The sequence below is a fragment of the Halomonas sp. GT genome, assembly GCF_002082565.1.
Classification (GTDB): domain Bacteria; phylum Pseudomonadota; class Gammaproteobacteria; order Pseudomonadales; family Halomonadaceae; genus Vreelandella.
Genome location: NZ_CP020562.1, coordinates 2,033,405 through 2,046,623 on the forward strand (window position 1 = coordinate 2,033,405; position 13,219 = coordinate 2,046,623).

Consider the following 13,219-nt stretch of genomic DNA (forward strand, 5'->3'; position numbering starts at 1 on the left):
TTAGCATAGGTTTAACTGCGCGAGTTAATCAATCTATCAACTCAATACGCACGAGTTCAGGATGCGCGTACATTATTGCTGCAAATGCGCTAGCTGACAATAGTCTAGTTGATTTTGGCTTAAATACTAATCGATTTTTATTGTTTACTTTGAACTATAAAAACGCGCTTTACACTCAAGTCAAACATAGGCTATTTATCTATTTCAAATCATTCAAAAGCATAAAAAACGCCGCCCTAATGGGCGGCGTTTTCACAGGCTATCAACTACTTAATTAGTCTTGGCCCATCTGCTGCTTGATTAGATCACCGATAGTGGTCGGACCACCTGCTTCCGGCTCTTGATCACGCAGTTTCTTCAGATTTTGACGAGTATCATCTTGCTCTTTCGCTTTAACCGACAGATTAATCTGACGGCTCTTACGATCAACGCTGACGATACGCGCTTCAATGCTGTCGCCTTCATTCAGCACGTTACGGGCATCTTCAATGCGATCAGCACTGATTTCAGACGCCTTGAGGATAGCAATAACATCAGTCGCTAGCTCAACGTGTGCTTCTTTGGCATCAACTTCTACGATACGGCCTGTAACGATGCTGCCTTTGTCGTTAACCGACAGGTATTCAGCTACTGGATCGGAATCCATTTGCTTAATACCTAAGGAGATACGCTCACGCTCAGGATCGATTGAAAGAATGACGGCTTCAGCTTCGTCACCTTTCTTGAAGTTACGGACAGCTTCTTCGCCAGTTTCTGTCCAAGAGATATCAGACAGATGAACCAGACCATCAATACCGCCTTCAAGGCCGATAAAGATACCAAAGTCAGTGATTGACTTGATGGTACCTGAAACACGGTCGCCCTTGTTGTATTCAGCGTTGAAAGTTTCCCAAGGATTAGCAGTACACTGCTTGATGCCCAGAGAAATACGACGACGCTCTTCATCGATGTCAAGAACCATAACGTCAACATCATCGCCCACTTGGACAACTTTAGACGGATGGATGTTCTTGTTAGTCCAGTCCATTTCTGAAACGTGAACCAGACCTTCGACGCCCTCTTCCAGCTCAGCAAAGCAGCCGTAGTCAGTCAGATTAGTGACGACTGCGTGCACTTTGGTGCCTTCCGGGTAACGGTCTTTGATGTTGACCCAAGGATCTTCACCCAGCTGCTTAAGACCTAGAGATACGCGGTTACGCTCACGGTCAAACTTCAACACTTTGACGTTGATCTCGTCGCCAACAGCAACGATTTCAGACGGATGCTTAATGCGCTTCCACGCCATATCAGTGATGTGCAGCAGACCATCAACGCCGCCTAGATCAACGAATGCACCGTAATCAGTCAGGTTCTTAACGATACCTTTGATTTGCTGACCTTCTTGCAAGGTTGCCAGCAGTGCTTCACGTTCAGCACTGTTTTCAGCTTCCAGTACAGCACGACGCGAAACAACGACGTTGTTGCGCTTCGGGTCAAGCTTGATGACTTTGAAGTCTAGCTCTTTGTTTTCCAGGTGTGCAGTGTCACGAACCGGACGAACGTCAACCAGAGAGCCCGGCAAGAAGGCACGGATAGAGTCGACGTCGACTGTGAAGCCGCCTTTGACCTTACCGTTGATCACGCCCTTGACGACTTCGTCTTTCTCGAAGGCTGCTTCCAGAATCTTCCAAGCTTCTGCGCGCTTGGCTTTTTCACGGGACAGACGCGTTTCACCGAAGCCATCTTCTACGGCTTCAAGTGCAACGTGCACGTCGTCACCGATAGCGATGGTCAGTTCACCGTTCTCATCGCGGAATTGTGACGCAGGGATCTGACCTTCAGATTTCAGACCAGCGTTAACGGTAACCCAGTCACCGTCAATGTCGACAACCTGAGCCGCGACAATTGCGCCTGGCTCCATGTTGATGTCGTTAAGAGACTGTTCAAACAGTTCAGCAAAGCTTTCGCTCATGGTTTTCCTACGTGATCAACGTTGTTGAGGCATAAATGCCTTCTCCGTACCACCAGCAAGTACGGGCCTAATGTCATTCTGCTTTTGGAGGTGTTAGCGCTGGTTAGACCTGACCGGGCTCTCTGATATGGAGTAATCGCCCTGCCACGTCGTGACACCTTTCCAAAAACGCCGCAAGGGAGAATCAGGTGCCGTTTACCATGCCACGCTGGGCCAGCAATTCGGTCAACTGATCAACCACTTCCGGTATGCTCAGGCATGTGGTATCAAGCGTTATGGCATCATCTGCCGGCTTGAGAGGAGCCACACTGCGTTGCGTATCGCGTGCATCGCGCGCCTGAATCTCCTTTAAAAGACTCGATAGACTAGCACTCACCCCTGCTTCCTGCAACTGTAGATGCCTCCGCCGAGCCCGCTCCTGCGCACTTGCGGTCAGAAAAATCTTCAATGGCGCGTCAGGAAATACTACGGTTCCCATATCACGGCCGTCGGCCACCAAGCCTGGCGATTGTTGAAAATTTCGCTGACGCTGAAGCAATGCTTCACGGACTAGAGGAAGGGCTGCCACACGGGATGCGCGCTCACCGGCCTGTTCTGTGCGTATCGCCCGGGAAACGTCTTCACCTTCTAAAAGCGTGCGAGGCTGCCCATCGAGCACTGGAAAGGCAACATCCAGCTGTGCGGCAACCAACGCCAACGACGCCTCGTCATCCAAGGCCACGTCATGCTTTAAAGCTGCCTGAGCAGTAAGCCGGTAAAGCGCACCACTGTCTAATAGGTGCCACCCCAAACGTTCAGCAACTAACCCACTGATGGTGCCTTTACCTGCACCACCCGGTCCGTCAATCGTGAGCACAGGGGCTTTAATCGGCATTAGCTCCCTCCACACTTACATGCATACCGATACGCTGTGACAATGCCACAAAATCAGGGAAAGAGGTGGCCACATTCGCACAGTCATCGATAATAATCTCATCGCTTGCACGCAAAGAGGCAATTGCAAACGCCATGGCGATCCGGTGATCACCTAAGCTATCAATACGACCGCCGCCATAGCTCGCCACGGCATCGTCAGCATTGCCAACAATATCAATACCATCTTCAACAACCGTGTGCTCAACACCCAAAGTCACTAGCCCATCGGCCATCGCCTGAATTCGATCAGACTCTTTGACCCGCAGCTCCTCAGCGCCGCGCAAGCGCGTTTTACCTTGCGCGTTTGCAGCCGCGATAAACAGTGCGGGAAATTCGTCGATAGCAAGCGGCACTTGATCAACAGGGATATCAATCCCTTTTAAAGGCGAATAGCGAATACGAATATCCGCCACTGGCTCACCGCCTACTTCGTGCTCATTCTCAAGTGTTAAGTCAGCCCCCATAAGGCTGAGGATGTTAATCACGCCAATGCGCGTTGGGTTAATACCCACGTGTTCAAGGGTAATATCTGCCCCTGGCGTAATGGCTGCTGCCACTAAGAAGAACGTGGCAGAAGATATATCAGAAGGGACATCTATCGGGCCTGCCGTTAGCTTACCGCCTCCCTGGAGCCAACAAGTATCACCCTCGCGCGAGACCTCATAGCCAAAACCATTAAGCATCCGTTCGGTGTGATCGCGAGTAGGTGCTGGCTCACGAACGCGAGTCTCGCCTTCGGCGTACATACCTGCTAATAGCAAGCAGGATTTCACCTGCGCACTGGCCATCGGCATGTCATAGTAAATACCCTTCAATGCTGCGCCACCTTTAATCTTGAGTGGCGGGCGGCCCCCTTCATCGGTGTCGATAGTCGCACCCATCAAACGCAGAGGGTCCGCGACACGTCCCATTGGCCGCTTGGTTAACGACTCATCACCGGTTAGCTCACTATCAAATGCTTGGCCTGCCAATAATCCCGCAAACAGGCGCATGGCAGTACCTGAATTCCCCACGTACAGCGGGCCTGCCGGGGCTTTCAAGCCATGCATCCCTACGCCATGGATAGTAACTCTCCCCTGATATGGACCCTCAATGGCAACACCCATTTCACGGAAGGACTGCAAAGTCGCGAGGCTATCCTCACCCTCTAAAAATCCTTTAACTTCGGTAACACCCTCTGCCAAGGCACCCAGCATAATTGAACGATGGGACATTGATTTGTCGCCTGGCACGCGAAGACGACCTTGCGCCTGGCCGCCCGGCTGCACCCGATAAGTCACTTTACCGTGTGGTTGCATATGATATTCCGCCTGATAGCTGGTTTTATTCAATAACGTATCGAAATAATGGCGTGCATGGCTGGCACGATCAAACGTTGCGATAAGGGCATCGCTATCGCCGCTTTCTACCGCCTGTCGCAACCGTGTGAGGCCTGCCTCAAAATCATCTAACGACGACAAGACGGCGTCCCGGTTGGCAATAAAGATATCTCGCCACATAACAGGGTCGCTGCCAGCGATTCGGGTAAAATCACGAAACCCACCGGCAGCATAGCGAAAAATTTCTAACCGCTCGTCTTGACGCGCCAGCGTATCGACCAGTGAAAATGCCAGTAAATGAGGCAAATGACTGGTACGTGCCAACACTTGGTCGTGCCGCTCTACACTCATTTGCAGCACATCTGCACCAGCGGCACTCCACAACGCTTCAACCCGCGCAAGCGCTCCTGCGTCGACATTCGGTTCCGGCGTTAGAATTACTTTGTGATTGATATAGAGGGTGGGATCTGCAGCTGCGACACCACTTTTTTCAGAACCAGCAATAGGATGACCCAGTACCACTGAAGGAGGCATCTTACCGAACGCACGAACAGCACAGTCACGGATCGTTGCTTTCGTGCTCCCCACATCAGTAATCACCACGCTTTCAGACGCACGGTGAAGAGCCCCCGACAAGGTAGACAACACACTCTCCATGGCTAATACCGGCACGGCCAGAACCACCATGGAGACGTCATCAAGCAGTTCTGCTAGCTGTGCCCCCCCCCCATCTATCAACCCTAACTCGATCCCCAAGGCGATTTCTGACGCATTGGAGTCGCACGCTGAAATTTGCCCTTTAAAACCTGAATGCCGCAGCGCGGCTGCCAGAGACCCCCCGATCAAGCCAAGCCCAACAATCAATAAATGTGACTCTTGGCAAGATGACCTAACGTCAGCGCGACTATCCAACACTTGCAAAGTACACTCCGTCACAGCACGCCTAAAGGATAGGAGCCAAGTACACGAAGCTCAGAAGCACGAAGCCTTACTTCTTCGAGCACTGCTGCTACCTGAGGCTCATCTCGATGCCCTTTGAAATCGATAAAGAATACATAATTCCAAACACCAGTACGTGAAGGCCGTGTTTCGATCCGCGTTAAATCAATACGGTGGCGATGGAACGGCTCAAGCAGATCATGCAGCGCACCGGGCTGGTTGCGCATAGCAACAACAATTGAGGTTTTGTCCTCGCCGGATATCGGCACATCTTGATTACCAATAATCAGAAAGCGCGTAGAGTTATCAGGTCGATCCTCAATTTTTTCAGCAATGCGTTCTAAGCCATACAGCTTAGCAGCCATGTCTCCGGCGATCGCCGCACTGTGCCATTCTGTTTTGACTAGCTTCGCGGCCTCTGCATTAGAAGAAACCGGTACCCGTTCAGCATGGGGGTAGTGAGCATCGAGCCATTTACGGCACTGGCCAAACGATTGCGGATGAGAGTAGATCCGCGAGACCTTATCACGACGCGTAGTTTCGCTAATTAACAGATGATGGTGGATACGAAGAACCACCTCGCCGCAGATCTTGATCGATGAGTCCATAAAGGTGTCGAGCGTATGATTGACGACTCCTTCGGTAGAATTTTCTACCGGCACCACCCCGTAATGAACGGCGCCTGCCTCTACTTCACGAAAGACTTCATCAATCGCCGCCATCGGCATACTGACAGCGCTCTCGCCAAAGTGTTTAAGCGCGGCCTGCTGGGTAAAAGTACCCTCAGGGCCTAAGTAGGCAACTTTGACCGGCTGCTCCAGCGCAAGACACGCCGACATAATTTCACGAAATAACCTCGCCATCTCTTCTGAATCTAGCGGGCCTTGATTCAACGACATAATACGGCGCAACACCTGCGCCTCTCGCTCAGGACGATAAAATACAGCGTCTTTATCTTGAGCAAGTTTAACGTGTGCCACCTGCTGGGCGCAGTTGGCGCGCTCACTAATCAAGCGCAGAATATCGCCATCCAACTGGTCGATACGTTGACGTAAGTCGTCTAAATTAATCGGCGTATCGGACATGATGGTTAGCCTCTTCGTTGTTCAAAGTCCGCCATAAAGGCGATTAGCGCATCAACGGCCTCTTCAGGCACCGCGTTATATAAACTCGCACGCATGCCGCCAACACTACGATGGCCCTTCAGGTTAAGAAGCCCCGCCTCGTCAGCTTCTTGCAGGAATACGTTGTCTAAACCACTATCGGCTAGCACAAACGGAACATTCATGCGGGACCGGTTACGGCTAGCAATGGGATTACTATAGAAATCACTGGCATCAATAGCAGCATAAAGCTTCTGCGCTTTGCGCTGGTTTATATCATCCATCGCCTCTAAGCCACCGATGTCATCCTTTAACCACTGGAAAACAAGGCCTGCCAAGTACCATGCAAACGTTGGCGGCGTGTTGACCATAGAACCTGCGTCCGCAAGCATCTGATAGTCAAACAGCGACGGAATGGAGCTAGGCGCTTTACCAAGCAAGTCATCACGGACAGCGACCAGTGTTAAGCCAGCCGGGCCAATGTTTTTCTGAGCTCCCGCGTAAATCACTCCAAACTGCGTTACATCGATAGGGCCAGATAGAATGTTCGAGGACATATCGCATACCAAAGGCACATCAGCACCATCTGCGCGCTGCACCCTTGGCGTATAGTCGAACTCTAAACCACCGATGGTTTCATTTGAGGTGTAATGCAAGTAAGCAGCATCGCTGCTAATCGCCAGTGCATTTTCATCAGGTACCGCCGTATGGCCATTGGATTCACTGCTCGCTGCCACATGACAGTTAAACCCTAAACGCCGGGCTTCACTAATCGCCTTTTTACCCCAAATGCCCGTTTGGATAAAATTGGCGCTTCCCCCTTGTCCAAGTAAATTCATCGGCAGCATCGAAAACTGCATGCTGGCACCGCCTTGCAAGAAGAGCACTTTGTAGTTGCTGGGAATGTCGAGCAACTGACGCAAGTCGGCTTCTGCACGGTCCGCAATAGCGACAAACTCATCACTACGATGGCTCATCTCCATGACAGACAGACCGCGCCCTTGAAAGTCCAGAAGCTCGTTGCGCGCACGTTCAAGCACGGCAACAGGCAGGGCCGCTGGCCCTGCACAAAAGTTATAATGACGTGTCATCGGTTCCCTGTTCCTGTTCGCCATCGTCAGCGTTGTCTGGCTTGCCTGGGTCAATTGTATCGCTATCAACGACATCAGTATCAGCCGCGCCGGTGTCTAGGGCGTCTGCTTCTGAAATATCTGACTCAAGCTCATCTATTTCGGCAGGCTCGTCCACACGGACAGTTTTAACTAGTTTTTCTTCTTTACCCAGGCGAATCAGCATAACCCCCTGAGTATTTCGCGAGGTCGTGGACACTTCTTCAACCCGTGTACGGACCAAGGTGCCACGATCAGTGATCAGCATCATTTCATCGCTGTCATAGACTTGCATTGCGGCTACCAGAGCGCCATTACGCTCGCTGGTTTGCATGGCAATAACGCCCTGCCCACCACGACCACGCAGCGGGAATTCTTCCAGGCGCGTACGCTTGCCGTAGCCATTCTCACTGGCCGTGAGAATATAGATTTGACCTTCCGTTTGAGCATTTTCGGTCGCGACAACCTGACTATCAGCATCTGCGTCAACGTCATCTTCTGCGTCAATTTGCTGGCTCTTAGGAATGATCAAGCTAATAACTTCGGCCGCCCCCGCCAGGCGCATGCCGCGCACACCACGGGCGGTACGGCCCATAGCGCGTACATTGCCTTCTTCGAAGCGGATAGCCTTACCGTTAGAGGAAAGCAGCATGGCGTGATCAGAGCCAGACGTAATAGCAGCCCCCACCAAACGGTCGCCCTCTTCCAAATCAATGGCAATCAAGCCAACACTACGTGGGCGAGAGAACTGCTCAAGACTGGTTCGTTTAACAGTCCCTTTCGCCGTGGCAAAGAAAATGTAGTGCTCAGGATCGTAATCACGTACCGGCAAAATGGCGTTAACGGCTTCGCCTTCTTCAAGCGGTAGCATGTTGACCAGCGGCTTGCCTCGAGAGCCACGACTGGCGTTCGGCATCTCATACACTTTCAGCCAATACACCTTACCCCTGTTAGAGAACAGCAGCACAGTGTCATGGGTAGATGCGACTAGCAGGTGTTCAATAACGTCTTCATCTTTCATCGCAGTGGCTGATTTACCTCGTCCACCACGGCGCTGAGCCTGATAATCAGACAACGGCTGAGTCTTGGCATAGCCTGAGCGGGAAACAGTGACCACCATGTCTTCTTCAGCGATTAGATCTTCAATCGACAAATCAAGATGGCTCGCCTGAATTTCTGTACGGCGGTCATCGCCATACTGTTCACGTACAGCATGCAGCTCTTCTCGAATCACTTCCATCAGACGATCTGGAGAAGCCAGGATGGTCGTAAATTCCGCGATTTTCTCAAGAATCGACAAGTATTCGTCTAACAGCTTCTCGGTTTCAAGACCTGTTAAGCGATGCAGACGAAGCTCGAGAATTGCCTGAGCCTGCGCGGGCGACAACCGATATTCCGTCGCCGCTGTATTTAGACCAAACCCTTCATCTAGCTCTTCAGGCTTACATGAGGTTGCGCCAGCGCGTTCCAACATCGCGGTAACCTGCCCAGGCTTCCACGTTTTAGCCAACAATTTTTCGCGCGCTTCAGAGGCATTGGGAGATGCCTTGATAAGCTCAATAACTTCATCAATATTGGAGATGGCAACTGCCAAACCTTCCAACAGATGCCCACGTTCACGGGCTTTTTTCAATTCATACAAGGTACGGCGAGTAACAACTTCACGGCGGTGGCGAATAAACGCCTCAAGCATCTCTTTTATGTTCAGAGTACGCGGCTGGCCATTTTCCAGCGCCACCATGTTAATCCCAAACACATTTTGTAATTGTGTTTGCGCAAACAAGTTGTTGACGACGACATCGCCCGATTCGCCGCGCTTGATCTCGATCACCACGCGCAGGCCGTCTTTATCAGACTCATCGCGGAGTTCAGCAATGCCCTCGATTTTCTTCTCTTTTACCAGCTCAGCGATTTTTTCGATCAATCGCGCTTTATTCACCTGGTAAGGCAGCTCAGTGATGATAATGTGATCTCGACCACTCTTATCATCATGCTCAATAGTGTGGCAGGCACGCACATAGATACGTCCACGCCCGGTGCGGTAAGCGTCTAAAATACCCGCGCGACCGTTGATAATGCCCCCGGTAGGGAAATCCGGCCCAGGAATGTACTGCATGAGGTCATCGACAGTGAGCGTGTAATCATCAATTAACGCCAGACACCCATCAATTATTTCCCGCATGTTATGGGGCGGGATATTAGTAGCCATGCCCACTGCAATCCCTGACGACCCGTTAATTAACAGGTTAGGAACTTTGGTTGGCAGCACGGCTGGAATGCGCTCAGTGCCGTCGTAGTTATCGACCCAATCGACGGTGTCTTTTTCCAGGTCAGCGAGTAGCTCGTGGGCAAGGCGTGCCATGCGCACTTCGGTGTAACGCATGGCAGCCGCGTTATCACCATCAATAGAACCAAAGTTACCCTGACCATCCACCAGTACGTGACGCATGGAAAAGTGCTGGGCCATACGAACGATAGTGTCATAGACCGCACTATCACCATGCGGATGGTATTTACCGATGACATCGCCGACGACACGCGCCGACTTCTTGTACGGTTTATTCCAATCGTTGCTCAGCTCGTGCATGGCAAAAAGCACGCGCCGGTGAACAGGCTTGAGGCCGTCACGCACATCGGGAAGAGCGCGACCGATAATGACACTCATCGCGTAGTCGAGGTACGACTGTTTAAGCTCGTCTTCAATATTGACGGGCAAGATTTCTCTGGCGATGTCACCCATGAAAGTCAGATCCTTTGCACTGCATTGGCACTGCGAGAGTTGAAAGCGCTTAAAAAAGCCGCCCTTGATACCACACCAAGGCGGCGCGCAGAGTCAGCACCATCATACCACTGCATAAGCACCATGGGCAGTCAGTGGCAACGGCATTACGCTTTACGCTAAAAAGGTGTCTTTATTGACCACGAGCCCCTCCAGCACCTCTCGCACGTCTCCTTCAATAGAAGCTGCCTTATTGGCCTTCATATCTAGTAGCACGAAGGTCAAATCCGCCTGGGCTACCAGCGCACCATCTTGACGCATAATACGATGATGACAAACCGCGCTACGCTCTCCCACGTCGACGATACCGGTCATAATCTGCAAATCATCGTTCTGAACAGCGGCCGCTCGATAATCAATATTCAGATTGACCACGACAAATGCGCGCCCAGCCTTATGAAGTTGATTTATCAGACGCGGATGGTCATCAAAAAAAGCCCAGCGGCCCTCTTCCATGAATTCGAGATAGCGCGCGTTATTGACGTGGCCATATCCGTCCAAATGGTAACCACGCACTCTCAGCGCCACACTGGATATCGCTGAAGACATAACTTCCCCTTTTTTTAAAGTCTGTTTTTAAAATCTGTGAATTATTCATCGAACAGCTCAAATCAAACACAAGTTTTAAACCAGTGCAACAACAAGGCAATCCCTCAAGGCGCTGGTAGGAAAGGCTTGGTTTCGCCATAATGTGCCACCTTTTAAATAGGATTGGTGACATGTGGTTTAAGCACCTACATTTGTACCGCGTTCATAGCGCTCCTGAGCTAGATAGCGAAACACTGGCGAGCGCACTAGACGAACATGCAGCCAAGCCGCTAGGCAATGCGGATGCGCGCCGATTAGGGTGGACAGCACCGGCAGGCCGATTGGGTAGTGGCCAGCGACTACATGAAATTCAGGGTCATCGGCTACTTTCTGCTCTACGCCAGGAGCGCTTACTGCCTGCTTCTGTGGTTAAAGAGGAAGTTGACGATAAAGTCGCTGATATCGAAGCCAGCGAAGGTCGCAAAGTAACGCGCAAAGAAAAAACGGCGCTAAAAGAGCAAATCACTGAGGAACTAATGCCCCGCGCATTTGTTCGCAGTCAGAAAATCGATTTATGGTGGGATACGCGTCGGCAATTAATTGGCGTCAACGCCAGCTCTCGTACACGGGCAGAAGATGTACTGGATCTACTACGTGAAACGCTGGGCAGCTTGAAAGTAACGCCGCTCACATCACAAACACTGCCTATCCGTGCGATGACGCAATGGCTGGGTGAAGCGGAAAGCCGCCCTGCGGATCTTTTGCTAGGAGATCAGGTTGAGTTAAAAGCCAAAGGCGATGATGGCGTACTGCGCGCTCGCCAAGTTGATCTAGACAGCGACGAGATCCAGCAACTGCTTGAAAGCGGACGTCAAGCCAGCAAGCTCGCGGTTAGCCTGGAAGGCCGTTTAAGCTTTGTTCTGCATGATGATCTAGCGCTGAAATCATTACGTTTTGGCGATGCATTAATAGAGGAAGCTGATCACGCAGATGATGGCGACGATGCACTTGCTCGCTTAGAAACTGATTTTATTTTGATGGCGCAGGCACTTTCTGACGATATTCCTCGCCTAATCGAGTGGCTGGGTGGTGAAGCTCAGCGCGAAGCTGCTGCGCAGCCAGACGCTTAATTCAGCCGTTAGCCTGCTGATATAAACTGTTTATTTCTGCCTATATCCAACGGATCGCATGACTCATCACAACAACGCACTTAACGCTGACACCGCCAACGACCCTTGGGCTGACATTCGCCCCTATATGGATCATGAGGTGGCCCATGTTCTTGAGCGCCTATCGCATGATAGCGAGCTTTTAAATGCATTGACTCAGTTCAGGCTCCCACGCATGGCCAAGTGGGCGCCTCCCGTTGCCCGCGCTTTAGCAGGCCATGCCGTCCGTCGTGAAGTAAAGGGCGTTACATCCGTTTATGACTTCCAGATGCGTATCGCAAGCTATATGGAACGCATGATTCGTACCACCACGGATGCCTTCGACGTCTCAGGACTTGATAAGCTCGACAGCGATAGCGCTTACCTGTTTATAGGCAACCACCGCGATATATCGCTAGACCCCGCCTTTGTAAACTATGCGCTTTACCTGGCTGGTCGCGATACAGTGCGTATTGCGATCGGAGACAACCTCCTGAAAAAGCCATACGTCACAGATCTAATGCGGTTAAACAAAAGCTTTATTGTACCGCGCAGTGCCCGAGGCAAGCGTGCCATGTTGGCAGCATATCAGCAGTTATCGGCCTACATTCGTCACTCAATTACTGTTGACCAGCACTCTATTTGGATGGCGCAACGAGAGGGGCGTGCTAAAAATGGCATTGATCGAACCGACCCCGCCATCATCAAAATGCTGACCATGGCCAGACGCAACGCTGATCGAGACATGGTATTTGGTGACGCCATCGCCGAGTTGAAACTAGTGCCGGTATCGATTAGCTACGAATACGACCCTTGTGACCAACAAAAAGCCCAGGAACTCCACGATATCGCTACAGAAGGAAGCTACGCAAAAAGCGAATTCGAAGATATTCGCTCTATCGTTTCAGGCATCACGGGCTCTAAAGGTCGAGTGCAACTGCGTTTTGGTAGCCCAGTAGGCGCTGACATGGCAACACCTGATGAAGTGGCAGCAGAGATTGACCGCCAAGTGATCGGCGGTTATCGCCTGTTTCCTAGTCATTATTTAGCACTGGAAGCCCTAGGCGAATCACCAGAACTCATTGCCCGCAAAACGATAACGCGTCAAGACAGAGAGCGTTTTAACGCTCGGTTGGCTAGCATACCTGAAGCACTGCGGCCTTATTGGTTGGAACAATACGCCAACCCCGTCAAACACAAGGCGGGGCGCCTGAGCCTTTAAAGCGCAAGGGTACGGTAACTATACAGACTGGAACTATACAGACTGGAACTATACGTACTGGAAACATACAGACTGGAAACAAGCGTACTGGAACAGCGTGCTAGTAAAAGCAAATAGACTGCATCCAATGCTTCCAGGAACCCATGCTCAGCTGCAAAAAAAGTGCTATGGTCAAAGCATTCATTGGTCTCGCTTGAACATCCCTC

The 13,219-nt window shown here is 51.2% G+C and carries 9 protein-coding genes; 2 read left to right on the plus strand and 7 right to left on the minus strand.

The features are described from left to right. Positions 1-274: 274 nt before the first annotated feature. The 7 genes from rpsA to B6A39_RS09580 form a co-directional block, all read right to left on the minus strand. The gene (gene rpsA / locus B6A39_RS09550) at positions 275-1,951 is read right to left on the minus strand and encodes a 30S ribosomal protein S1 (RefSeq protein WP_009724761.1); all 1,677 of its coding nucleotides are present in this window, start codon (positions 1,949-1,951) and stop codon (positions 275-277) included. 184 nt (positions 1,952-2,135) lie between these two features. Beyond that, the gene (gene cmk / locus B6A39_RS09555) at positions 2,136-2,825 is read right to left on the minus strand and encodes a (d)CMP kinase (protein WP_083004588.1); all 690 of its coding nucleotides are present in this window, start codon (positions 2,823-2,825) and stop codon (positions 2,136-2,138) included. Beyond that, the gene (locus B6A39_RS09560; protein ID WP_083004591.1) at positions 2,815-5,106 is read right to left on the minus strand and encodes a bifunctional prephenate dehydrogenase/3-phosphoshikimate 1-carboxyvinyltransferase; all 2,292 of its coding nucleotides are present in this window, start codon (positions 5,104-5,106) and stop codon (positions 2,815-2,817) included. The genes cmk and B6A39_RS09560 overlap by 11 nt, the downstream gene beginning before the upstream one ends. Before the next feature lie 11 nt (positions 5,107-5,117). Beyond that, positions 5,118-6,209 carry a prephenate dehydratase gene (gene pheA, locus B6A39_RS09565; protein ID WP_038484667.1) on the minus strand — a complete coding sequence of 364 codons (1,092 nt, stop codon included), beginning with the start codon at positions 6,207-6,209 and terminating at the stop codon, positions 5,118-5,120. 5 nt (positions 6,210-6,214) lie between these two features. After that, positions 6,215-7,318, minus strand: a complete 1,104-nt coding sequence (serC, locus tag B6A39_RS09570; protein ID WP_083004595.1) for a 3-phosphoserine/phosphohydroxythreonine transaminase — start codon at positions 7,316-7,318, stop codon at positions 6,215-6,217. Beyond that, on the minus strand, positions 7,302-10,076 hold the full coding sequence (gene gyrA, locus B6A39_RS09575) for a DNA gyrase subunit A (RefSeq protein WP_083004599.1): 2,775 nt from the start codon (positions 10,074-10,076) through the stop codon (positions 7,302-7,304). Before gyrA ends, serC begins: the two co-directional genes overlap by 17 nt. A 153-nt stretch (positions 10,077-10,229) precedes the next feature. Further along, complete coding sequence (locus B6A39_RS09580) at positions 10,230-10,664, minus strand: acyl-CoA thioesterase (protein ID WP_083004602.1); 435 nt, start codon at positions 10,662-10,664, stop codon at positions 10,230-10,232. A gap of 170 nt (positions 10,665-10,834) precedes the next feature. Here B6A39_RS09580 and B6A39_RS09585 point away from each other — a divergent pair, with 170 nt between their 5' ends. Together B6A39_RS09585 and B6A39_RS09590 are read left to right on the plus strand one after the other, a co-directional pair. After that, positions 10,835-11,773 carry a recombination-associated protein RdgC gene (locus B6A39_RS09585; protein ID WP_083004605.1) on the plus strand — a complete coding sequence of 313 codons (939 nt, stop codon included), beginning with the start codon at positions 10,835-10,837 and terminating at the stop codon, positions 11,771-11,773. 58 nt (positions 11,774-11,831) lie between these two features. After that, positions 11,832-13,013 (plus strand): 1-acyl-sn-glycerol-3-phosphate acyltransferase, encoded by a 1,182-nt coding sequence (locus B6A39_RS09590; protein WP_083004609.1) that lies wholly within the window; start codon positions 11,832-11,834, stop codon positions 13,011-13,013. Positions 13,014-13,219: the final 206 nt, after the last annotated feature.

Bases quoted from the DNA above. Each gene is read 5' to 3' on its own strand.
- rpsA (WP_009724761.1), bottom strand. From the start codon at position 1,951: ATGAGCGAAAGCTTTGCTGAACTGTTTGAACAGTCTCTTAACGACATC.
- cmk (WP_083004588.1), bottom strand. From the start codon at position 2,825: ATGCCGATTAAAGCCCCTGTGCTCACGATTGACGGACCGGGTGGTGCA.
- pheA (WP_038484667.1), bottom strand. From the start codon at position 6,209: ATGTCCGATACGCCGATTAATTTAGACGACTTACGTCAACGTATCGAC.
- serC (WP_083004595.1), bottom strand. From the start codon at position 7,318: ATGACACGTCATTATAACTTTTGTGCAGGGCCAGCGGCCCTGCCTGTT.
- gyrA (WP_083004599.1), bottom strand. From the start codon at position 10,076: ATGGGTGACATCGCCAGAGAAATCTTGCCCGTCAATATTGAAGACGAG.
- B6A39_RS09580 (WP_083004602.1), bottom strand. From the start codon at position 10,664: ATGTCTTCAGCGATATCCAGTGTGGCGCTGAGAGTGCGTGGTTACCAT.
- B6A39_RS09585 (WP_083004605.1), top strand. From the start codon at position 10,835: ATGTGGTTTAAGCACCTACATTTGTACCGCGTTCATAGCGCTCCTGAG.
- B6A39_RS09590 (WP_083004609.1), top strand. From the start codon at position 11,832: ATGACTCATCACAACAACGCACTTAACGCTGACACCGCCAACGACCCT.